This window comes from Williamsia deligens, from assembly GCF_024171765.1.
Classification (GTDB): Bacteria; Actinomycetota; Actinomycetes; order Mycobacteriales; family Mycobacteriaceae; genus Williamsia_A; species Williamsia_A deligens.
Genome location: NZ_JAMTCI010000001.1, coordinates 1,076,978 through 1,098,367, shown reverse-complemented (window position 1 = coordinate 1,098,367; position 21,390 = coordinate 1,076,978). Strand labels below are relative to the sequence as shown.

Sequence of the window (21,390 nt, the reverse complement as noted above, 5' to 3'; positions counted from 1 at the left end):
CGCAGCCGGGGGAGGTGCATCGTGGGTGACGTCGTCGAGGACTCTCTGATCGCGGATTACGCTGCGCTGGAACAGCTCCTGGATCGCATTGCTGCAACGACGTCCGACTCGTGCTCCGAGGCGGAGGTCGCGGAACTCGCGATCACCCATGAGCGTGCGGTTCGCACGATGGGGTCGATCGGTCTGCGACGCATCCTGGACGTGAGTGATCGTGATGCCCACACGTCGGTGCAGTCTCCGACGCTCACGCACTTTGTCGCTGAGCGGTTGCGGGTGCCGAATCCGAAGCGCCGGTTGAAGCAGGTGCTGGCGTTGTCGGAGATGCACTCTGTGACCGGCGAGAAGCTGCCGGCCAAGTGCCCCGAGACCGCGGCGGCCATGGCCGATGGCGACCTCACCCACGAGCACGTCGATGCAGTGTTGTCGGTGATGGACAAAGTGCCGGCCGCGACCTCACCGGAGGTACGGGAGAAGGCCGAGGAACAACTCGCCGACATCGCCCGGCATCACTCGCCGAAGGACATCCACCGGGCGGGTGCGCGGCTGCTTGCCCACCTCGACCCCGACGGTGCCGAACCGTCGGATCGGGACCGTGCTCGTCAACGCTCGCTGTCGTTGGGTAACCATGATCCGCAGCTCATGTCGAAGCTGCGCGGGGATCTCGATCCAGTTACCCGAGCACTGTTCGAAGTCGTCCTGGCCAAGTGGGCCAAGCCCGGCATGAACAACCCCGACGACGAGGCCTCACCGCGCGGTGGAGTCGACGATGACGGCCTAGACGCCGACGCCGTGAAGGCTGCTGCGGAGCGGGATTCGCGGTCCCAGCAGCAACGCAACCACGACGCACTGAACGCGCTGCTGCGGGCCGCTGCCGATGGTGGGTTGCTGGGGAAGTCGCATCGTGGACTGCCGCCGCACCTGATCATCTCCATCACCGACACCCAACTGCGCGAACGCGCAGGGATCGGCCACACCGCCACCGGCACCGATCTCCCCATGAGCGACATCATCAGCTTGGCCGCGCACGCGCAGATGCATCTGGCGGTGTTCGACGACATCACCGGCGAAGCCCTGTTCTACGGCCGCAGCCGCCGACTCGCGTCGGAGGCGCAACGGTTCGTGTCGTTCGCCCAGTACGGCGGGTGTTCCATGCCTAACTGCCCGGCACCGTTCTCCCACACCGAGGCTCATCACGCTGAACAGGACTGGGCGCAGGGCGGGTCGACCGACATCACTGACCTCGCCCCGGCGTGCGGACCCCACAACCGTGCCGTGCACGACAGGCCCGGTGGCTGGCAGACCCGCAAGATCACCGAGGGTCCCGATCGCGGGAAGTTCGGGTGGACCGCCAACGGCACCACCGACCCACCCAGAACCAACCACCTGCACCGACCGGGTCAGATACTCGCCGATCACGCCCCACCGGACCCGCACTGGTCCGACATCGAGCATCGCCTCGAACTCATCCTCGCCGAACACAACTCGGCAGAGACCGCGCCGCCGCCCGAATCCGAGCCGCGGATCATCCGCGTCATCGACTACCGCGCACCGGTCACAGGGTGAGGTGACACGCCTGACCGACGTCGAGCACACGGAGCGCCCGTCCCTGCCCGAGCCACAGTGCGCAGGACAGGGCGAGGTCGGTGATCTCCTCGTCGGTGAACGCCGCGTGGAGCCGCGTCCAGAAGCCGTCGTCCTCGCGGAGGCCGACGTGGTCGCGGGCGAACCGTTCGGCGAACTCGGCTGCGAGGCGCTCGGCGTCGGAGTGGTCGGGGGACGTCCGCCACTGCTCGACCTGCTCGTAGAAGGTCTCGTCGAGCCCATGGGACACGCCGTCTGCGGTCCTGGTGTTGCGGCAGACCTCGCACTCGTTGTCCAGGGCGATCACCATCCGCGCGATCTCGCGGACCCGCGGCGCCAACCTCCCGTGCCGGTACACGGCGTCGGCATAGCCGCCGAGGGCCCCGCCGATGGTCGGCGAGAGCCCCATCCAGCCGATCAGGTCGTCAGGTGCGAAATCGCCGATCCGTGCCATCTCCGCACGATAACACCGCAACGAGAACCTGTTCTCGTTCCTCAGCGCAGGGCGCCGACACCCGTCTGTGTCTCGACGCGGGCCAGTTCGGCCAACACGAGCGCGACCGCCGCGTCGGTGTCGACGTCGGTGGTGTCGACGGACACCTCGGGTGACTCCGGTGCCTCGTAGGGCGCGTCGAGGCCGGTCAGGCCTGTGAGCTCACCGGCCCGTGCGCGCGCGTACAGGCCCTTCGGGTCACGGCGCTCGCACTCTGCCAGCGGCGTCGTCACCGCGACCTCGACGAACGGCAACCCCGCGGCGTCGTTCAACGCACGGGCGACCGCACGGTCCGACCGGAGGGGCGAGACCAGCGACGCGATCGCCACCACGCCCGCGTCGGCGAGAAGTCGCGTCAGGTGCCCGACCCGACGGATGTTCTCCGCGCGGTCGCCGGCCGAGAAGCCGAGGTCGTCGGACAGGCCGTGACGCACGTTGTCACCGTCGAGGAGGTATGCGGCCCGCCCCGATTCGACGAGTGCCCGCTCGAGGGCGACCGCCACCGTCGACTTCCCGGACGCGGGCAGACCGGTCAGCCAGATGGTGGCCCCGCGCTGACCCGTGCTCGACCACCGGTGGCCGCGGTCGAGGGCCGACGGGTGCCAGGTGATGTCGTTGCGGGTCTGCTTGCCCGGCACCACCTCCCTCGCCTCGTCGATCACGCCGGCGCCGACGGTGTCGTTGGTCGTCTCGTCGATGAGGATGAACGCCCCGGCCTCGCGGTCGGTGGTGTACGGGTCCGCGACGAGGACCGAGCTCGTCCGGATCGTCACCGACCCGATGTCGTTGAGCGCCAACGCCACCGGCAGGTCCTGGACCTCGAGCGTCTCGGGGTCGAGGCGGTTGCCGATGGTCTGGACCGTCGCACGGACCGTCGAGGTGGAGTGCTTCAGCGCGAGTCGGTCGCCCGCCCGCAGCGGGGTCTCGCCGAACCAGCAGACGGTCGCATCGAGTTCGCGGGCCAACACGGGTCGGTGCGCGTCGTCGGAACCCGCGACGAGGACGTCGCCGCGGCCGACGTCGATGTCGTCGGCGAGCTCGACCGACACCGACAGGGGCGCCACCGCCACCGACCGTTCGGGGTCGAGCGTGTCGATCGCGGTCACAGTGCTGCGCGACCCCGACGGCAACACCACGATCTCGTCCCCGGTCCGCACGGTCCCGGCGGACAGCCGTCCCGTGTAGCGGCGTCGTTCCCCGGCCGCGGGCCGCGACACCCACTGCACGGGGAGGCGCAGATGTCCGGCGCGCGCGGCCGGCGCCTCGAGATCGATGGTCTCCAGGCACTCGAGGAGTGACGGTCCGTAGTACCAGGGAGTCCGGGTCGACCGGTGCACGACGTTGTCGCCGTCTCGAGCCACCATCGGGATGACGGTGATGTCCACACCGCCGAGACGTTCTGCGAGCGTGCGCAACTCGGCCTCGACCTCGGTGAACCGCGCCGCGTCGAAGTCGACGAGATCGATCTTGTTGACCGCGGCGACGAGGTGCGGCACCCCGAGCAGTGTCGCGATGCGGGCGTGCCGACGGGTCTGGCGGAGCACGCCGGCGCTCGCGTCGACGAGCAGCACGGCGACGTCGGCGGTGGATGCGCCCGTGAACATGTTGCGCGTGTAGCGTTCGTGACCCGGCGTGTCCGCGAGGATGTAGCTGCGGGCGTCCGTCGAGAAGAAGCGGTAGGCGACGTCGATCGTGATGCCCTGCTCCTGCTCGGCGCGCAGTCCGTCCGACAGCGCCGCGAGGTCGGGGACACCGTCGCGGCGGACCGCGTCGAGGTGGTCGAGCGGAAGACTGTCGGTGTCGTGCATGAGCCGCCCGATGAGCGTGCTCTTCCCGTCGTCGACGGAACCCGCGGTCGCCAGACGGAGCAGCTCGCGGCGGTTCGTCCCGGTGCCGGTCGTCATCAGAAATACCCTTCGCGTTTGCGGTCTTCCATGGCCGCCACCGACGTCCGGTCGTCGGCGCGGGTCGCGCCACGTTCGGACACCGTGGCCGCAGAGATCTCCTCGATCACCGACGCGACGTCGGCAGCGTTCGACCGAACGGCGCCCGTGATGGTGAGGTCACCGACGGTCCGGTACCGCACCGTCTCCACCTGGGCGGTCTCGCCGTCGCGGGGCGCGGTGAACTGTGACGTCGCCAGCAGGATCCCGTCCCGCTCGAACACCTCGCGCTCATGGGCGAAGTAGATCGACGGGATCTCGAGGCCCTCGAGCTCGATGTACCTCCACACGTCGGTCTCGGTCCAGTTGCTCAGGGGGAACACCCGCACCTGCTCGCCCCGTCGGATCCGACCGTTGTACAGCGACCACGGTTCCGGTCGTTGCGCGCGGGGATCCCACTGTCCGAACTCGTCGCGGAAACTGAGCACCCGCTCCTTGGCGCGCGCCCGCTCCTCGTCGCGACGCGCACCGCCGAACGCGGCGTCGAACCGTCCGGCCTCCAGGGCGTCGAGCAGGGTGCGGGTCTGCTGCCGGTTGCGGGAGGCACTCGGGCCGCCGACCTCGGTGACGCGACCGGAGTCGATGGACTCCTGCACCGACGCGACGATCAGTTCGTGCCCGGCCCCGCGGACACGGCGGTCACGGAACTCGACGACCTCGTCGAAATTGTGCCCGGTGTCGACGTGGAGCACCGGGAACGGCATCGGGGCCGGACGGAACGCCTTCTCCGCCAACCGGAGCAGGACGATCGAGTCCTTGCCCGCCGAGAACAGCAGCACGGGTCGTTCGAGCTCGGCCACCACCTCGCGGATGATGTGCACCGCCTCGGCCTCGAGGATGCGGAGCTCGTCCACGTGACGGTCGTCGTCCGTCGCGGTCGTCATGGGTCCTCCTCGGCTCATGTCGCCGACGTGGGTCGGCATGACATCAGCCAACACCGACGACCCCGCGAGAACCGCACCCGCACGGAGTTGCGATCACCGTGGGTCGAACACTCGCCACTGCGTCGCAACGGGTTCCGAGGGAGGTCAGGAGGGGGTGATGCCCCGTGCCTCGGCGTCGAGCAGCTTCCGGGCGACCTCGATCACGCGGGTGTTCGTGTCCTGGGACAGCTTGCTGAGCAGTCCGAACGCCTCCATCGCGTCGATGCCGAACCGTTCCATCACCATGCCCTTGGCCTGGGCGATGATGTCGCGGCTGGCCAGCGCGTCCTCGAACTGGGCGCCGCGCACGGCGGCGGTCCACGCCGCCGAGGCGTGGGCGGCGAAGATCGACGCGATCTCCTCCGACTCGGGCGCGAAGGCGTGCGGTGGTGTGGCGTAGAGACTCAGCGACCCCAACGGTTCCGACCCGGTGTGCAGGCGCACGGACAGGATGGACCGGTAGGGGATGGTCGCCCGGGCGTCGGGTGTGTACTGCGGCCACCGGGTCTCGTCGTGCAGATCGGTGATCCGGACCAGCGGCTCCTCCCAGATCGCGGAGAGGCATGGACCCTGTCCGGTGCTGTTCTGGATCTTGTTGTGCACCTCGGCGAGTTCCCCGGTCGCGGCCTCGATGACCAGCGTGCGCTTGCGACCCGCGATCGAGATGCTGGCCTCCTCGGCACCGTCGATGTTGTGGACGGCGCCGGCGGCGAGGTCGTCGAGGACCTGGTCGAGGTCACGAGGCCCGGCGGAGGCGAGGTGCCGGACCATCTCCGCGATGGCGACGTGGACGTCGGACGACGGGCTGGAGGCGCTGCGATCGGCGATGGAGGTCATGGCGGTCAGCTCTCCGGCAGGGCGGCACCGCGGGCGCCGCCGGGGACAGGTCCATCGCAGCGTGCGCCCCCGGGGCCATGACGACAAGCAGTTCGCGACAACCGGTACGCGCTCGTGGCGCGGATAACGAAATCGTCACGGCGAGAGGAAGTCGCCGACCCCTGGATCTGGACAGCTGTCCATCCACCTGTCTATCGTCGGCCGGATGGTGATGGTGGACCGCGCTCCGATACCCGAAGGCATCGACGACGTCACGCCCACCTGGCTCGGTCAGGTGCAGTCCCGTCCCGATCGCCCGGTCGTCGTCGAGTCGGTCGGGTCGGCCGTCGTCGGGACAGGTCAGACCGGCTCGACGTATCGGCTCGAGGTCACCTATCCCGACGGTGCCGATCACGGTCTGCCGGCGACGTTCGCGGTGAAGCTGCCGTCGGTGGACCCGGACGTCCGCGACCGTGTCGCGCTCGGCTACCGCTCGGAGCACACCTTCTACACCCGGGTGGCCGACACCGTCGCTGTCCCCGTCCCGACGTGCCACCACATCGACATCGCCGGGGACGGCGCCGAGTTCGTGCTCCTCATGGACGATCTCGCACCGGCCGAACAGGGCGATCAGATCGCGGGATGCAGCCGCGACGAGGCGGTGGCGGCGGCACGCGCACTCGCGGGGCTGCACGGCCCGCGGTGGTGCGACCCGGCGTGGTTGTCGCTGCCGGGCATCGTCCTCGGACGACCCGACCGTGACGGAGCGCAGGGCCTGGGGGAGATCGCCGGCATCGCGATCGACACGACGATCGAGCGGCTGGGGGATCGGTTGCGTGCCGACGACGTGGCGACGTTGCGTGCAGTCGCCCCGCACATCGCGCCGTGGCTGATGGCCGAACACGACCGGTTCTCCGTGCTGCACGGCGACTACCGCCTCGACAACCTCATGTTCAGCCCGGACCGCACATCGGTGACGGTGGTCGACTGGCAGACGCTCGCGGTGGGGCTGCCCGCACGCGACCTCGCCTACCTCGTGGCGACGTCGGTCGAGCCGGATCGCAGATCGACCATCGAGGACGACGCGGTCGCGGCCTACCACGACGGGCTGCTGGAGCACGGCGTCACCGGACACGACCTCGCGCAGTGTCGTCGAGACCACCGGCTCGCGATGCTCCAGGTGCCCCTCATCACGACCCTCGGGTTCGCCTTCTCCGCCGCCACCGACCGCGGTGACGAGATGGCGGCGGTGATGCTCACCCGCGGGTGCGCGGCGATCCGCGACCTGGACACCCTGTCCCTCGTCGAGGAGTACGTGTGAGCCGATCGCATCCCGATCTCGGCTGCTACCTGCTGGCGGGCCAGCCGGATTCGAGCCGCGACATCCTCGACGAGGCCCGTACCGCGGAGCGGCTCGGCATCGGCACGGCGTTCATCTCCGAGCGCTACAACCGGAAAGAGGCCGTCGCGCTGGCCGGCGCAGCGGTGGCCGTGACCGAGAGCATCACCGTCGCCACCGCGGCCACCAACCACAACACCCGCCACCTGATGGTCACCGCGGGCATGACCCGCACCCTGCGCGACCTGTCCGGCGGGCGGTTCGTGCTCGGCCTCGGCCGCGGCATCCCGATCCTGCAGTCCCTGTACGGACTGCCGCTGGTCACCACTGCGGCGCTCGAGGACACCGCCGGCCTCCTGCGGCGACTGTTCCGCGGGGAGATGGTGGGTGGTCACGACGGTCCGGCGGGGCACTTTCCCCTCCTCCACCTCGACTCGTCCCTCGACGAGCACCTGCCCCTGGCGCTCGTCGCGTTCGGACCACAGACCCTGGCCCTCGGCGGCCGCTGTTTCGACGAGGTCGTGCTCCACACCTACTTCACGCCGGAGACCACCCAGCGCTGCGTCCGGACGGTGAAGGAGGCCGCCGAGAAGGCCGGTCGGGATCCTTCCTCCGTCCGCGTGTGGTCGTGCCTGGCGACCGTCGGCGACCACCTGCCCGAGACCGTGCGGCTGCGCAAGACCGTCGGCCGGCTCGGCACGTATCTGCAGGGCTACGGAGATCTGCTGGTGCGCACCAACGACTGGGACCCCGCCGTCCTGCAGCGGTTCCTCGCCGACCCGGTGGTCTCGTCCATCGCCGGCCTCGACATCGCCGCCACTCCCGACCAGCTCGAGCACGCGGCGTCGCTCCTGCCGGACGAGTGGCTCGCGAACGCGGCGGTGGGGAGCCCGGAGACGTGCGCCGCGGCGATCCGCGGCCAACGCGGTCTCGGCTGCGACGCGGTCATCCTCCACGGCTCGACGCCGACCGAACTCGAACCGATCGTGGATGCCTACGAAAGCCCGCCGACCAAGCACTCGCTTGTGTAACGTGCGTCACAGTCGAACGAGAGGTCGGATCATGGGCTACGCGGTTCTCACCAAGGAACAACTCGCGCTCGTGTGCAGCGTCTGGGGCCTCGTCGGCGCCCGGTGGGCGCGACGACGTCAGATCAGCGTCGACCAGTAGGACCAGAAGCGCACCGCGATCATCGCCACGACGACCGCGTACGCCACGATCAGCAGCGGTCGGAGCCACCCGGCCGCCTCGATGAGCGACCGGCGCCCGCTCGCGGCCGCCGCGAGCTGCGCTGTCGTCACGAACAGCAGCGGCGTCACGACCCAGACCACCATGCAGTAGGGGCACAGCGCGCCGATCCGGTACAGGCTCTGGGTGATCAGGTACCCGATGAACACCAGACCCACCGCGGTGCCCGCGGTCAGCCCGGCCCAGAACCATCCGGGGATCGGCACCCGCGCCACCCCGAGGACACCCGCCACGATCACCACCGCGAACGCGGCGATGCCGATGATCGGGTTGGGGAAGCCGAAGAACGCGGCCTGATCGGTCGTCATGACCGAGCCGCACGAGATGATCGGGTTGATGCTGCAGCTCGGCCGGTACCCCGGATCGGCGAACAGCTTGAACCGCTCGATGGTGAGGGTGCTCGCCGCGACCAGGCCGATCACACCCGTGACCAGCACGATCCACGAGGCGACCGCGCCGGGCCGCGTGTGGTCGACGACGTCCTCGGGGTCGAGACGGTCGTCGGCGCGGTCGTCGAGCTGTGCGGTCACGCGACAAGAGTAGAACGCCACTCTGAGCGTCGACCGTGAACGAGCGGGCACGGAACAAGAAGGACACGGCGCGTGCTGCACGAGGCATGACCACCCCCGCATCGACCACCCGTGCACCCGGTACCGCCCTCGTCGTGGGCGCCACCGGGATCTCCGGCCAGGCGCTGTGCGAACAGCTCGTCGACGGCGGATGGACCACCTACGGCCTGTCCCGCCACGAGACGCTCCCCGTCGACGGCGTCACCCCGATCGCGGCCGATCTCCTCGACCCCGTCCAGCTCACCGAGCGGCTCCGCGACGTCCGGCCGGATGTCGTGTTCCTCGTCGCGTGGATGAAGAAGGACACCGAGCGCGAGAACATCGAGGTCAACAGCGAGCTCCTGCGCAACGTGTTCGCCGCACTGGAACCGGCGGGGTCGGTGCGCCACGTCGCCCTCATGACCGGTCTCAAGCACTACCTCGGACCGTTCGAGGACTACGGCACCGCCGTCATGGCCGAGACGCCGTTCCACGAGTCCGAACCGCGCCTGGACAACGAGAACTTCTACTACGCGCAGGAGGACGAGCTCTTCGCCGCCGCCGAGCGGATGGGCTTCACCTGGAGCGTGCACCGCGCGCACACCATCGTCGGGTTCGCCGTCGGCAACGCCATGAACATGGCGCTGACGCTGTCGGTCTACGCCACCCTGTGTCGCGAGCACGACCGGCCGTTCGTGTTCCCGGGGTCGCGGACGCAGTGGGACGGCCTCACCGACGTGACCGACGTCGGCCTGCTCGCCGAGCAGATGATCTGGGCCGCAACACATCCAGAGGGCGCGGACGAGCCGTTCAATGTCGCGAACGGCGACGTGTTCCGGTGGCGGTGGATGTGGCCGCAGATCGCGGAGATGTTCGGCGTGGAGCCCGTCGGGTTCGACGAGGAGCCGCGTCCGCTCGACGACCGCATGGGTGATGCCGCGACCGAGTGGTCCGAACTGGCCGAGAAGCACTCACTCGTCGAGGGCGACGTCGACCGCCTCGCCTCGTGGTGGCACACCGACAGCGACCTCGGCCGCGACATCGAGTGTCTCACCGACATGACCAAGAGCCGTCAGGCCGGCTTCCTCGGATTCCGGTCCACGCCGCAGAGCTTCGCCGACGCCGTCGCCCGCTACCGCGAGGCGCACATCATCCCCTGAGGTCGCCGACGCTGATGACACCGACGGCTGCGCCGGGGCGCGCCTACCATCGGTCATCAGCGGACACCTCGTGGGTACGCCCAGCCGGAAAGGCACTGTCATCTCCAGTCTCAGGTCTCGGGTAGGCACCCTGACGCGCGGTCGCCGCCTGTGGGTCGCGGTGGCGCTTCTCGTGGTCCTGATCGTCGCCATCGTCGCGGCCGTGGTCTCGACCTCCGGTGACGACGACGCGGGCGTCACCGAGAAGGCGATGAGCGTGGCCGGTGTGCCGGAGGGGTCGACGCCGGTCTCGCTCGACACCTCGCTGTTCCTGCCCGCGACGACGACACCGGCGCCGGCGGTGGTGCTGGCCCACGGATTCGGCGGGTCCAAGGACGATCTCCGCGCGCAGGCACGGGATCTCGCGGGGCGCGGTTTCGTCGTCATCACCTACTCCGCGCGCGGGTTCGGTGCGTCGGGCGGACTGATCCACCTCGACAGCCCCGACTACGAGGTGGCCGACGCCCGCCGCATGATCGACGTGCTCGCCGGGATGCCGCAGGTGCGCGAGGACGCCGACGGCAGTCCCCGGGTGGGTGTGGCCGGAGCGTCGTACGGCGGCGCGCTCGCGCTGCTCACCGCCGCCTACGACCGCCGCGTCGACGCGGTCGCCGCCGACATCACGTGGAACCGGTTGTCGCAGGCGCTGTTCCCCACCGCGGGGCAGGGCACCGACGAGGTCTTCAAGCAGGGATGGGCGGGCCAGCTCTTCTCCCAGGCCGCGCGGACCGGGACGGCCTCCGGGTGTGGGACGTTCGCGCCCGACGTGTGTGCCGCCTACCAGGCGTCGGCCGCGGCGGGGGCGCCCACCGCCGAGCTGAACAGACTCATGGAGGCGTCGAGCCCGGCGTCGGTCCTGTCGAGGATCACCGTCCCCACGCTGCTGAGCCAGGGACAGCAGGACTCGCTGTTCCCGCTGGACCAGGCCGTGCGCAACGCCGCGGGGATCCGGGCGACGGGTGCGCCCGTGCGGATGGTGTGGCGCTCCGGCGGCCACGATCAGCCCGGCGGCGACCCGACGGCGCAGGCGCGTGATTGGTTCACCGAGGTGCTGACGGACCGGCAGACCCCGCGCGACGGCTTCGCCGCGTCCGTGCCCGATGCCGCGCTCTCGACGCAGACGGGCCGGTCCACGCCGCGTCAGCTGACCGCGTCGTCGCTCGCCGACGGGCAGAAGACCACGCAGCTGCCACTTCTCGGACCCGCGCAGACGATCAACGCCCCCGCGGGTGGCACCCCGACCGCCATCACCGCCGTCCCCGGCATCGGCAGCCTGCTCGCGACGGCGGCGTCGGTGACCGGCGGATCGGCCCTGTCGGCGATACCCGGCCAGGCGGGCGGGTTCGTGTCCGCGCCGCTGTCGTCGGACACCCTGGTCGGTGGGTCGTCGTCGGTGCGTCTGCGCGTGACGCCTCGCACCACGACCGACGCGACGCTGTTCGTGTCCCTGGTCGACGTCGCCCCCGACGGCCAGCGCACCCAGCCGTCGGGTCTCGTGACGCCGGTGCGGCTGACCGGACTCACCCCGGGACAGCCCCGCGCGGTGACCGTGCCGCTGCCCACCGTGGTGCGCACGGTCGCCGGCGGACACCGACTGGCCGTGCAGGTCTCGACGACCGACCTCGGCTACCGACTGCCCGACGACGCCCGCACCTACTCGATCGCCCTGGATCAGCCCACGCTCGCGCTCACCACGCTGTCCGGACGTGCGACGTCGACACCGTTCCCGTGGGGATGGCCGGTCGCCGGCGTGGTCGCGATCCTCGTGCTCATCGCGGGCATCGTGCTGGCCGGGTGGCGACGCAACCGTCGCGACCGCGCCGACGCCCTCGGTGATACCACGCCGATCGTCGTGGACTCCCTGGTGAAGGAGTACGGCGACTCCTACCGCGCCGTCGACGGGGTGTCGTTCTCGGTCGAGCGTGGACAGGTCGTCGGTCTGCTCGGCCCCAACGGCGCCGGCAAGACGACGGTGCTGCGCATGATGGTCGGCCTGATCGCCCCGACGGAGGGGTCCATCCGCCTGTTCGGCGAGACCGTCGGCCCCGGCTCCGACGTCCTCGCCCGCGTCGGGGCGTTCATCGAGGGGCCCGGGCTGCTGCCGCATCTCTCGGGCCGCGAGAACCTCGACCTGTTCTGGGCCGCGACAGGCCGTCCGCGGGAGGAGGCCGACGTCGAGACCGCTCTCGAGATCGCCGGCCTGGGGGCCTCGGTCGACCGCAAGGTCCGCAAGTACAGCCAGGGCATGCGCCAGCGGCTGGCCATCGCGCAGGCGATGCTCGGACTGCCGGAGCTGCTCATCCTCGACGAGCCCACCAACGGTCTCGACCCGCCGCAGATCGCCGAGATGCGCGAGGTCATGCGGCGCTACGCCGCAACCGGACGCACCGTCGTGGTGTCCAGCCACCTGCTGTCGGAGGTGGAGCAGACCTGTAGCCACGTCGTCGTGATGCACAAGGGTCGGCTCATCACCACGGGGTCGGTCGCCGATCTCGCCGGTGCGGCGTCGTCGACGCTGTCGGTGGCGGATGTGGATGCGGCACAACGTGTCCTGTCGGAGGCGGGGATCGCCTCGGACGTCGTCGAGTCCCGTCGTCACCTCGAAGAGGCCTTCCTCGACCTGATCGGAGAGGAGTCGCGATGAGCGACCAGGAGCCCACCGCGAGGGTGGCGGCCACCCGTAAGGGTGTGCACGATCGCCTCGACGGACTCGGTGCCGTGCAACCGGTGGATCTGCACCCGCGCCGGACCCTGGGCCTGCGCGTCGAGACGATCCGACAGCTCCGTCGACGGCGCACGCAGGTGGCCGCGGTGCTGCTGGTGATCCTGCCGCCGATCATCGCGATCGCCTTCTCGCTCAGCTCCGACGACCCGTCGACGGCCGGTGGGTCGGACTCGGGCGGCGGACGTCAGACGTCGGCCCTGTACTCGCTGGCGACCGCGGGCGGCGCGAATTTCGCGCTGTTCACCGAGTTCGCCGCCGGCTCGTTCCTCCTCACCGTGCTCGTGGCACTGTTCTGCGGCGACACGGTGGCGAGTGAGGCCGGGTGGGCGTCGCTGCGGTATCTGCTGGTGATCCCGGTCCGACGGTCACACCTGTTGCGGCAGAAGCTGATCGTCGGACTCGCGTCGAGTGCGGTCGTGCTGATCCTGCTGCCGGTGTGGGCGTACGTCGTCGGGGGACTCTTCTTCGGGTGGGGTCCGGCGAGGTCGCCACTCGGCGGTGAGTTCACGAGTGCCGAGACCCTGCAACGGTTGGCGATCGTGGTGGGCTACACCCTGATCCAGTCGCTGGTGGTCGCGGGCTTCGCGTTCCTGCTGAGCGTGGTGACGGACGCACCACTGGGTGCGGTCGGTGGCGCGACGATGCTGGTGATCCTGTCGAACATCCTCGACTCGATCTCGGCGCTGGACCCGTACCGCCAGTTCCTGCCCACCCATTATCAATTCGCGTGGCTGGACGCCCTCAACCCGAGTGTGGTGTGGGAGGACATGGCGCGCGGTGTGGGGATCTCACTGATCTACGCGGCGATCCTGTTCGGGGCGTCGTGGTGGTGGTTCGGCCGCAAGGACATCGTCAGCTGACCTCGTCGCACCCTCGTCCCATCTCAGATTATGGGTGGAGGAGGGGCTTGCGGCAAGACCCCGTGGGTGGTCCAGACTGCTCCGGCGCACACCGCGTCAGGCAGATGGGGAGACCACATGACGAGCAACCCACCCACACCGTTCGAGGTCCACGAGTCGGGGGCGTACCTGCACGGCACGCGAGCCGACCTCGCCGTCGGCGACCTGCTCGCGCCGGGACGCGGATCCAACTTCCGGGAACGGCCGCTGCGGCACATCTACATGACGCAGACACTCGACGCGGCCGCGTGGGGAGCGGAGCTCGCGCAGGGCGACGGGCCGCCCCGGATCTACGTCGTCGAGCCTCTCGGGGATGTCGAGGACGACCCGAACGTCACCGACAAGAAGCTGCCCGGGAATCCGACGCGGTCCTACCGGTCGCTGGAGCCGCTGCGCGTCGTGGGTGAACTGATCGACTGGACCGGGCACACGCCCGAGCAGATCGACGCCATGACGGCCGGACTCAGGGGACTCCGCGAGCGGGGGCTCGACGTCATCATCGACTGATCCGGCGCTGACGTGGACGCACGTCTGACGTCGCGCATGTCGGTGTCCGGTCGTGATGGCGACGGAATCGATCGGACGACAGCGGCCGCCGACTCTGTTCTCATTGGGGGATGACCCCGACTCTGATCGAGTGGGCTGGCGGTGAGCAAGCGCTGAGGCGACTCCTCGACGCCTTCTACGACCGCGTCGAACGCGACGACCTGCTCGCACCGATGTTTCCCGGTGGGGTGTCGGAAGAACACCGAGCACACGTCACCGTGTGGTGGGTGGAGGTGTTCGGCGGCCCGGCCCGGTACACCAGCGAACACGGCGGGTACTCCACCATGCTCGCGCACCACATCGACCTGGGGATCACCGCCGAGCAGCGCCGCCGATTCGTGGAGCTCATGAGCATCGCCGCCGACGCCGCCGGCCTCCCCGACGATCCTGAGTTCCGGTCGGCACTGCTCGCCTACGTCGAGTGGGGTACGCGGTTGGCGATGGCGAACTCGCAGCCGGGCGCGCAGCCGATCAGGCAGGCTCCGGTGCCCAGGTGGGGCTGGGGCGTCGCCCCGCCGTACGAGCCCGGAGGGTGACAACCGCGTGAAACGAGGAAGCCCTGACCGGGTTTCCCTGGTCAGGGCCTCATCTGCTGTGTCTCAACCAACACATCTGTCGGACTGACGTCCTGTCGGGGTGGCGGGATTCGAACCCACGACCTCCTCGTCCCGAACGAGGCACGCTACCAAGCTGCGCCACACCCCGGTGGCTGTCCTTGCGGACGACCTCGACCAGCCTACCGCCCCGATCACCCGCGGTCGAAATCGGCCGCACCGGTCACCGGTGCGACCACCATCGCAGCGCCTCGTCGGCCCCGGACTCGGCGCGGGCACGCTCGTCGCCCATGCCGACGAAGTGGTTGACGGCCATCGGTCGGAGCACGCTCGTCACGGGGTCGTCGAAGTGGGCGAAGTACCCCGCCATCTCCAGGGTGACGAAGCCGTGGACGGCGCTCCACAGCTCCGCGGCGATCTGTTGGGGGTCGTCGATCGTGACGCGTCCCGACTGCACGAGACGGTCGCACACCTCGACGAGGACCGCGTACGCGGCGGCGAACCCGTCGTCGTGGCCGTGCTCGGGAGATGCGATGTGGCGGTAGGTGCCCCGTGTCGAGAGGCCGAACATCATGTCGTAGAGGTGGGCGTTGCGTTGCGCCACATCCCGCGTCGACAGCGCGATGGCGAACAGCTGCACCCCGGGGTCGGGATCGGCTGTGGACGCCGCGACCATGGCCGCCCGCAGGTTGGCGTACCCCCGCTCGACCACAGCGCGCAGTAGCTCGGCCAGGCCCCCGAAGTGGTGGTAGACGGCGATGGTCGAGACGCCTGCGTCGTCGGTGATCCGCCGGACCTTGATCTCGCCGGGGCCGGCGTCGGCCAGCAGTCGGACGGTGGATCGGATGAGGCGTTCGCGCACCGGTTCGTCGGCTCCACGCCCATCGGGGTCGGGTGCCGATCGCATCGCGCCATCGTTCCACAGCATCTGCTATAACTTCATTATGCTGACGCGACGTCGATCTGCGGTCACGAACAAGACTGCCGTGTTGATCACCCTCTGCCTGGCCGTGTTCGTCGTGAACGTCTCGACGACGATCATCAACATCGCCCTTCCGTCGTTGGTGACCGAGATCGGTGCGTCGACCCGGGATCTGCTGTGGATCGTCGACGCGTTCAACCTCGCGTTCGCGGCGCTGGTGCTGGCGGGCGGTTCTCTCAGCGACCGGTTCGGTCGCCGGCCGATGCTGCTCGCGGGCCTCGGCCTGTTCCTCGTCGCGTCGGTCGGTGGCGCGCTGAGCGGCAGTCCCGACGCGCTCATCGCGTGGCGGGTCCTGGCGGGAGTCGCCGCCGCGATGGTCTACCCCGTGACCCTGTCGATCCTGACGAACGTGTTCACGGAACGGTCGGAACGCGTGATGGCACTGGGGATGTGGGGTGCGGCAACCGGACTGTCGGTCGCCGTGGGGCCGGTGGTCGGCGGTGCGCTGCTCGAGTCCTTCTGGTGGGGGTCGATCCTCGTGTTCAACGGTCTCGCCGCCGCGGGGACCCTCCTGTTCGCGCTGCGGTACGTGCCGAACTCGAAGGATCCGTCCACGCCGCCGCTCGATCGGATCGGACTTGTCCTGTCGACTGTCGCCCTCGGGGCGCTCGTCTACACGATCATCGAGGCCCCCGACCGCGGCTGGGCGTCGGTTCCCACCCTGGTCGGGTTCGCGGTCGCTGCTGTCGTCCTGGTGGTCTTCGTGCTGCAGGAGGTTCGCGTCGAACATCCGATGCTGGATGTCCGACTGTTCACCAACTTGCGCTTCACCGCGGCCAGCGGTGCCGTGACCAGCGCGTTCTTCGCGCTGTTCGGGTTCATCTTCCTGGTGACCCAGTACTTCCAGTCGGTTCGCGACTACGGCGCCCTCGAGACCGGCGTGCGCATGTTGCCGGTGGCAGGGTCCATCGCGGTCGCCTCGATCCTGGGACCCCGGATCGCGGTGGCCATCGGGTCGAAGGTGGTCGTCGCGCTGGGTCTGGTGTCCCTGAGCGCGGCCTTCGGATGGGCGTCGACGCTCTCGACCGACACCAGCTACTGGATCGTCGTGGGCCAGATGGTGTTCCTGGGTGCCGGCATCGGACTGACCAGCACCCCCGCGACCGAGGCCATCATGGGCGTCGTGTCGCCGGACAAGGCGGGCATGGGTTCAGCGGTCAACGACGCCACCCGCGAGCTGGGAGGCACCCTCGGCGTCGCGGTGATCGGATCGGTGGCGCTGTCGGTCTACCGCGACCATCTGGGTGCCGGCTCGCTCCCGGAACCACTCCGCGAGCCCGCGCGGGAGTCGGTGGGTGCGGCACTCGCCGCCTCGGAACAGGCTGCCGCCCAGTTCGGCCGACTCGGCGCGGAGGCCGGTGCCCGCCTCGCCGACGCTGCGCGGGCGAGCTTCGTGGACGGCTTCACCACGGGCTGCATAGTCGCGGGTGCGGTCACAGCAGTGGCCGCGATCCTGACCCTTGTCTACCTACCGGCACATCCGACGGTCGAGCAGGACGAAGCGGTCAGCCCCGACGCGTCTCCGCGAGAGGCGGGACCGACTGCTCCTCGTCGTATTCCGCGTCGCCGTGCGACACAGGGGTGAGCGTCAGCAACGTCGCCTCCGGGCGGCAGCAGAACCGGGCCGGCGCATACGGCGATGTGCCCAGGCCGGCGCTGACGTGCAGTTTCATCGACGCACCCCAGCTCGACGGGCCCTTCACGCGCGACCGGTCGATGTTGCAGTTGGTCACCAGCGCGCCCACCAGCGGCAGGCACAGCTGCCCACCGTGCGTGTGGCCCGCCATCACGAGGTCGTAGCCGTCGTCGGCGAACTGGTCGAGGACACGGGGCTCGGGTGAGTGGGTGAGACCCAGCCTCAGGTGTGCGAGCGGGTTCGGCCGCCCTGCGACGGTCTCGTAGCGGTCGCGGCCGATGTGCGGGTCGTCGACGCCGGCCGCGGCCACGCGGACACCGGCGACCTCGAGCTCGCGGATGGTGTGCGTCGCGTCGAGCCAGCCGCGCTCGGTGAACGCCGCGCGCAGGTCCTGCCAGGGCAGCGGCGCGCCGTGGCTCCGCTTGTGGTCCTTCTTGAAGTACTTCAGCGGGTTCTTCGGCGTGGGCCCGAAGTAGTCGTTGGAGCCGAAGACGAACAGGCCCGGACGCGACAGCAGCCCGCCGAGCGACTGGATGACCGACGGCACCGCCTGCGGGTGGGCGAGGTTGTCGCCGGTGTTGACGACCAGATCCGGTTCGAGGGCCTCGAGCTCGGAGATCCACGCCTGCTTCAACCGCTGGTTCGGCAGCATGTGGATGTCGCTGATGTGCAGCACGCGCAGGGTGCTCGACCCGGGCTCGAGGACGTTCATCGTCTGATGGCGCAGGACGAACGCGTTGCGCTCGATGAGCGTGGCGTAGGCGAGACCTGCCGCCGCCGCTCCGGCGGTGACCGCCGCGGTCTGCTGTATGCGGGTGAGGCGCTCAGGCGAGGCCCCGACAGCTCGCCGCACCGGATCGAACGCGTCCATCCGGCCAGGATAGCGGCCGCACGCCACGAGGTGGAGCGTTGTCGCCGCCGGAGGCGGTCCGTTGTCGCGGCCGGAGGCGGTCCGTTGTCGCCGCCGGGTCCCGGCGCGCGGCATCCGCACTACGGTGGCGCCATGGCCGACGCACCCCTGAAACAGCGCATCCGCACCGATCTGACCGCGGCGATGAAGGCCCGGGACACCGCGACCACCGCGACGCTGCGGATGCTCATCGCGGCGATCGGGGCCGAGGAGGTGGCCGGCGCGCAGGCGACGGAACTCTCCGACGAGCAGGTGCTCGCGGTGCTCATGCGGGAGAGCAAGAAGCGCGGTGAGTCCGCGGCCATCTACGACGAGAACGGTCGCGGCGAGCTGGCCGACGCCGAGCGTGCCGAGGCGGCCATCATCGCCGAGTACCTGCCGACCCCGCTCGACGACGAGGGTCTGCAGTCCCTCGTGCAGGAGGCCGTCGACCAGGTGGCCGCCGACCTCGGCGAGGCCCCCGGCATGCGCCAGATGGGTCAGGTCATGGGGATCGCCAAGACGAAGGCCGCCGGCCGCGCCGACGGCAAGCGCTTGTCGGACGCAGTGCGAGCCGCACTCGGCTGACGCGCGACCGGCCGACCCGGGCTATCCGCCCGGGATGACGATCGGGCCGATGCCGGGGATCTGGATCGTCGTCGGCGGTAGACGGGGTCCGGGGTCCGGGGTGTTGGTGACCCGACCCTGACCGTCGCTGACGTAGATGACCACGGTGCTGCCGGGGATGGCGGTCCCCGAGGGCGCGGTCCCGGTGACCGTCCCGGCGCTCTCCGCGCTGGTCGTTGTCTCCTGATCGACCTGGAAACCGTTCTCCTGCAGACGCTGCGTCGCGGCGCTCGCCGTCAGGCCGACCACGTTGGGCACCCGGCCCTGGTTGCTGCCCTCGACGTACTGCGGATCGGTCGGCGGCAGGGAGGTCGGTCCGAACTTGTCCGCGACCGGCAGGATCGCGTTGTACCAGGTACGCGCCGGTTCGAGGCCGCCGTACAGATCGCCGCCGTAGCACTGGCGCAGCGGTGACGAGCAGATGTCCTCCGGGCTCGTCGAGTCGCCGTAGATGTAGCTGGCCCCGGCGAAGTTGTTGGTGAACCCGAGGAACGCCGACGAGCGGTGCGCCTCGGTGGTCCCCGTCTTGGCCGAGACGGGCAGGGACCATCCGGCGGAGCGCGCGGCGCCCGCGGACGTGCCGCCCCCGCGGTCGTCGGCGGAGAGCGCGTTGGCCAGCGAGTGGGCGAGGCCCTGCGGGACGACCTGCTCGCACTTCGGCGGGGTGAAGGCGACCTGCGTCGTCTCCGGCTGGCCGTTGGACCCGACCACCGTGTTGCCGTAGCGGTCCCGCTTCTTCTGCGTGATCGAGGCGATCGGGTTCGGCGGGCACCACACCCCGCCCGACGACAACGTCGCCGCCACGTTCGCGAGCTCGAGCGGGTTGACGGCGTTCGGGCCCAGCGTGAACGAGCCGAAGTTGCCGCGCTTGGTGTAGTCGGCCAGGCTCAGGTCGCCCTGGCCCGCGGTGCCGGGCTGCGCGTAGGACCGCATGCCGAGCTTCACCGCCATGTCGACCGCGGACGGGACACCGACCTGCTGCAGCAGCTTCACGAACGCCGTGTTCGGCGACTGCGCGAGGGCGTTGGTGATGGACATCGTCCGCGGGTAGCGACCGTCGTTCTTCACGCAGTAGGTGTTGACGGGGCAGCCGTTCACGCCGCCCGACGAGCCCATCCCCTTGGCCTGGTAGGTCGTCGGGACGTCCAGCGAGGCCGACGTCCCGAGCCCCTTCTCCATCGCCGCCGCGACCGTGAAGATCTTGAAGACCGAGCCGGCGCCGTCGCCGACCATCGAGAACGGTTGCGGCTGAACGGTCTGATCCCGGTTGGCGTCCAGGCCGTACTCACGGCTCGACGTCATCGCGAGGAGGTCGTGCGAGTTCGTGCCCGGCTTGATGACGTTCATGACGTTCGCGATGCCGGTGAGATCCGGTGCGGCCACGGACTGCACGGCGGAGTGCGTCGCCTGCTGCACCTGCGGGTCGAGGGTGGTGCGGATCGTGTACCCGCCGCGCAGCACCGCGTCGCGGCTGATCCCGTTCTCGGCCAGGAACTGCAGCGCGTAGTCGCAGAAGAAGCCGTTGTCGCCGGAGGAGATGCATCCCTGGGGCAGCGACCGCGGTTGCGGGAGCACACCGAGCGGCTGTCCCTTGTCCGCCTCGAACTCCGCGGCCCGGGCCGGGAAGTTCTGCTTCATGGTGTCCAACACCAGGTTCCGACGATCGGTGACGCCGGACTGGTTCGTGTACGGGTTCAGTGCCGAGCTCGACTGCACCATGCCGGCCAACATCGCCGACTCCGTGACGGTGAGGGCCTTCGCGGGCTTGCCGAAGTAGGTCTGCGCCGCCGCCTCGATCCCGTACGCGCCGTTGCCGAACGGGACGATGTTCAGGTAGCGGGTGACGATCTCCTTCTTCGCCTCCTGCTTGGCCGCGGCGCGGTCGATGTTGCGGTCCCGCATGGCCTGATCGGTGAGCGTCTGCTCCAGGGTGAGTGCCATCCGCGCCTCGCGGAGCTTGCGCGCCGGGGTGGTGGCGGTGGCCGCCTCGCGGTCCGCCTCGCTGCGGGCGAGCACCAGCAGTTGGTAGTTCTTCACGTACTGCTGGTCGAGCGTCGACGCACCCTGCTGGACCTCGCCCGACGAGGAGTTCTTGAGGAAGGCGCGGATGGTGCCCTTCCAGTCGACGCCGTCGTGCTCGAGGAAGCGACGGTCCTCGATGGAGATGATCGCCCGGATCATGTCCGGTGAGATGTCGTCGTAGGCGACCTGCTGGCGACGCTGGTCGTAGAGATACGCGATGGGTCGCCCGGTGGAGTCGGTCATCGTCGTGACCTCGGGGACGGTTCCGTCCAGCAGCTCCGACGACGAGTTCTCGACGGTGGTCGCGGCCTTCGTGGTGAGCAGGCCCACCCCGCCGGCCAGCGGGAAGATCAGCGCGGCGACGAGGACGCCCGCGAGGACACAACACCCGAGGAGGACCCAGAGCGCACGGGACCGCAC

The 21,390-nt window shown here is 69.8% G+C and carries 18 protein-coding genes and 1 tRNA gene; 10 read left to right on the top strand and 9 right to left on the bottom strand.

What is annotated here, in order from left to right; translation table 11 throughout:
- Nucleotides 1-21: 21 nt before the first annotated feature.
- Entirely contained in the window at nucleotides 22-1,563 is a 1,542-nt protein-coding gene (locus LX14_RS05210) for a DUF222 domain-containing protein (RefSeq protein WP_253646192.1), read from the top strand.
- Here LX14_RS05210 and LX14_RS05205 read toward each other — a convergent pair.
- The 4 genes from LX14_RS05205 to LX14_RS05190 all read right to left on the bottom strand — a co-directional run bounded on the left by LX14_RS05205 (nucleotide 1,553) and on the right by LX14_RS05190 (nucleotide 5,777).
- Nucleotides 1,553-2,035 (bottom strand): carboxymuconolactone decarboxylase family protein, encoded by a 483-nt coding sequence (locus LX14_RS05205; protein ID WP_253646191.1) that lies wholly within the window; start codon nucleotides 2,033-2,035, stop codon nucleotides 1,553-1,555. The two genes, LX14_RS05210 and LX14_RS05205, sit on opposite strands and share 11 nt — an antisense overlap.
- 41 nt (nucleotides 2,036-2,076) lie before the next feature.
- A complete protein-coding gene (gene cysC / locus LX14_RS05200; RefSeq protein WP_253646190.1) occupies nucleotides 2,077-3,978 on the bottom strand; it encodes an adenylyl-sulfate kinase in 1,902 nt (633 codons plus the stop codon).
- Nucleotides 3,978-4,901, bottom strand: a complete 924-nt coding sequence (cysD, locus tag LX14_RS05195; RefSeq protein ID WP_253646189.1) for a sulfate adenylyltransferase subunit CysD — start codon at nucleotides 4,899-4,901, stop codon at nucleotides 3,978-3,980. Before cysD ends, cysC begins: the two co-directional genes overlap by 1 nt.
- A gap of 144 nt (nucleotides 4,902-5,045) precedes the next feature.
- Nucleotides 5,046-5,777 (bottom strand): ANTAR domain-containing protein, encoded by a 732-nt coding sequence (locus LX14_RS05190; RefSeq protein WP_253646188.1) that lies wholly within the window; start codon nucleotides 5,775-5,777, stop codon nucleotides 5,046-5,048.
- A gap of 211 nt (nucleotides 5,778-5,988) precedes the next feature.
- Between LX14_RS05190 and LX14_RS05185 the strand changes: the two genes are divergently transcribed.
- Both LX14_RS05185 and LX14_RS05180 read left to right on the top strand, forming a co-directional pair.
- Nucleotides 5,989-7,077, top strand: coding sequence for a phosphotransferase family protein (locus LX14_RS05185; protein ID WP_372505361.1), 1,089 nt, complete (start codon nucleotides 5,989-5,991; stop codon nucleotides 7,075-7,077).
- Complete coding sequence (locus LX14_RS05180) at nucleotides 7,074-8,126, top strand: TIGR03857 family LLM class F420-dependent oxidoreductase (protein WP_253646186.1); 1,053 nt, start codon at nucleotides 7,074-7,076, stop codon at nucleotides 8,124-8,126. Before LX14_RS05185 ends, LX14_RS05180 begins: the two co-directional genes overlap by 4 nt.
- A 117-nt stretch (nucleotides 8,127-8,243) precedes the next feature.
- On the opposite strand, the gene LX14_RS05175 is transcribed toward LX14_RS05180, so the two are convergent.
- Complete coding sequence (locus LX14_RS05175) at nucleotides 8,244-8,873, bottom strand: vitamin K epoxide reductase family protein (RefSeq protein WP_253646185.1); 630 nt, start codon at nucleotides 8,871-8,873, stop codon at nucleotides 8,244-8,246.
- 86 nt (nucleotides 8,874-8,959) lie between these two features.
- On the opposite strand from LX14_RS05175, the gene LX14_RS05170 reads away from it, so the two are divergent.
- The 5 genes from LX14_RS05170 (at nucleotide 8,960) to LX14_RS05150 (ending at nucleotide 14,796) form a co-directional block, all read left to right on the top strand.
- The gene (locus tag LX14_RS05170; protein WP_253646184.1) at nucleotides 8,960-10,051 is read left to right on the top strand and encodes an SDR family oxidoreductase; all 1,092 of its coding nucleotides are present in this window, start codon (nucleotides 8,960-8,962) and stop codon (nucleotides 10,049-10,051) included.
- A 160-nt stretch (nucleotides 10,052-10,211) separates the two neighbouring features.
- A complete protein-coding gene (locus LX14_RS05165; RefSeq protein ID WP_253646183.1) occupies nucleotides 10,212-12,734 on the top strand; it encodes an alpha/beta fold hydrolase in 2,523 nt (840 codons plus the stop codon).
- Complete coding sequence (locus LX14_RS05160) at nucleotides 12,731-13,675, top strand: ABC transporter permease (protein ID WP_253646182.1); 945 nt, start codon at nucleotides 12,731-12,733, stop codon at nucleotides 13,673-13,675. Before LX14_RS05165 ends, LX14_RS05160 begins: the two co-directional genes overlap by 4 nt.
- A 117-nt stretch (nucleotides 13,676-13,792) precedes the next feature.
- Nucleotides 13,793-14,221, top strand: a complete 429-nt coding sequence (gene arr, locus LX14_RS05155; RefSeq protein WP_253646181.1) for an NAD(+)--rifampin ADP-ribosyltransferase — start codon at nucleotides 13,793-13,795, stop codon at nucleotides 14,219-14,221.
- A 110-nt stretch (nucleotides 14,222-14,331) separates the two neighbouring features.
- The gene (locus tag LX14_RS05150) at nucleotides 14,332-14,796 is read left to right on the top strand and encodes a group II truncated hemoglobin (protein WP_253646180.1); all 465 of its coding nucleotides are present in this window, start codon (nucleotides 14,332-14,334) and stop codon (nucleotides 14,794-14,796) included.
- A gap of 95 nt (nucleotides 14,797-14,891) precedes the next feature.
- Here LX14_RS05150 and LX14_RS05145 read toward each other — a convergent pair.
- Nucleotides 14,892-14,965: transfer RNA gene (locus tag LX14_RS05145), tRNA-Pro, on the bottom strand.
- A gap of 72 nt (nucleotides 14,966-15,037) precedes the next feature.
- Entirely contained in the window at nucleotides 15,038-15,721 is a 684-nt protein-coding gene (locus LX14_RS05140; RefSeq protein WP_253646179.1) for a TetR/AcrR family transcriptional regulator, read from the bottom strand.
- Between the two features lie 79 nt (nucleotides 15,722-15,800).
- Between LX14_RS05140 and LX14_RS05135 the strand changes: the two genes are divergently transcribed.
- On the top strand, nucleotides 15,801-17,381 hold the full coding sequence (locus LX14_RS05135; protein WP_253646178.1) for an MFS transporter: 1,581 nt from the start codon (nucleotides 15,801-15,803) through the stop codon (nucleotides 17,379-17,381).
- Here the strand turns inward: LX14_RS05135 and LX14_RS05130 are convergent.
- The gene (locus LX14_RS05130; RefSeq protein WP_253646177.1) at nucleotides 17,302-18,303 is read right to left on the bottom strand and encodes a metallophosphoesterase; all 1,002 of its coding nucleotides are present in this window, start codon (nucleotides 18,301-18,303) and stop codon (nucleotides 17,302-17,304) included. The genes LX14_RS05135 and LX14_RS05130 overlap by 80 nt on opposite strands.
- A gap of 132 nt (nucleotides 18,304-18,435) precedes the next feature.
- On the opposite strand from LX14_RS05130, the gene LX14_RS05125 reads away from it, so the two are divergent.
- A complete protein-coding gene (locus LX14_RS05125) occupies nucleotides 18,436-18,909 on the top strand; it encodes a GatB/YqeY domain-containing protein (RefSeq protein ID WP_253646176.1) in 474 nt (157 codons plus the stop codon).
- 21 nt (nucleotides 18,910-18,930) lie between these two features.
- Here LX14_RS05125 and LX14_RS05120 read toward each other — a convergent pair whose 3' ends face one another.
- Nucleotides 18,931-21,390 carry a penicillin-binding protein gene (locus LX14_RS05120; protein WP_253647896.1) on the bottom strand — a complete coding sequence of 820 codons (2,460 nt, stop codon included), beginning with the start codon at nucleotides 21,388-21,390 and terminating at the stop codon, nucleotides 18,931-18,933.

Coding starts and splice junctions, on each gene's coding strand:
- LX14_RS05190 (WP_253646188.1), bottom strand. CDS start 5,777: ATGACCTCCATCGCCGATCGCAGCGCCTCCAGCCCGTCGTCCGACGTC.
- LX14_RS05205 (WP_253646191.1), bottom strand. CDS start 2,035: ATGGCACGGATCGGCGATTTCGCACCTGACGACCTGATCGGCTGGATG.
- LX14_RS05130 (WP_253646177.1), bottom strand. CDS start 18,303: ATGGACGCGTTCGATCCGGTGCGGCGAGCTGTCGGGGCCTCGCCTGAG.
- LX14_RS05125 (WP_253646176.1), top strand. CDS start 18,436: ATGGCCGACGCACCCCTGAAACAGCGCATCCGCACCGATCTGACCGCG.
- arr (WP_253646181.1), top strand. CDS start 13,793: ATGACGAGCAACCCACCCACACCGTTCGAGGTCCACGAGTCGGGGGCG.
- LX14_RS05140 (WP_253646179.1), bottom strand. CDS start 15,721: ATGCGATCGGCACCCGACCCCGATGGGCGTGGAGCCGACGAACCGGTG.
- LX14_RS05150 (WP_253646180.1), top strand. CDS start 14,332: ATGACCCCGACTCTGATCGAGTGGGCTGGCGGTGAGCAAGCGCTGAGG.
- LX14_RS05185 (WP_372505361.1), top strand. CDS start 5,989: ATGGTGGACCGCGCTCCGATACCCGAAGGCATCGACGACGTCACGCCC.
- cysC (WP_253646190.1), bottom strand. CDS start 3,978: ATGACGACCGGCACCGGGACGAACCGCCGCGAGCTGCTCCGTCTGGCG.
- LX14_RS05170 (WP_253646184.1), top strand. CDS start 8,960: ATGACCACCCCCGCATCGACCACCCGTGCACCCGGTACCGCCCTCGTC.
- LX14_RS05160 (WP_253646182.1), top strand. CDS start 12,731: ATGAGCGACCAGGAGCCCACCGCGAGGGTGGCGGCCACCCGTAAGGGT.
- cysD (WP_253646189.1), bottom strand. CDS start 4,901: ATGACGACCGCGACGGACGACGACCGTCACGTGGACGAGCTCCGCATC.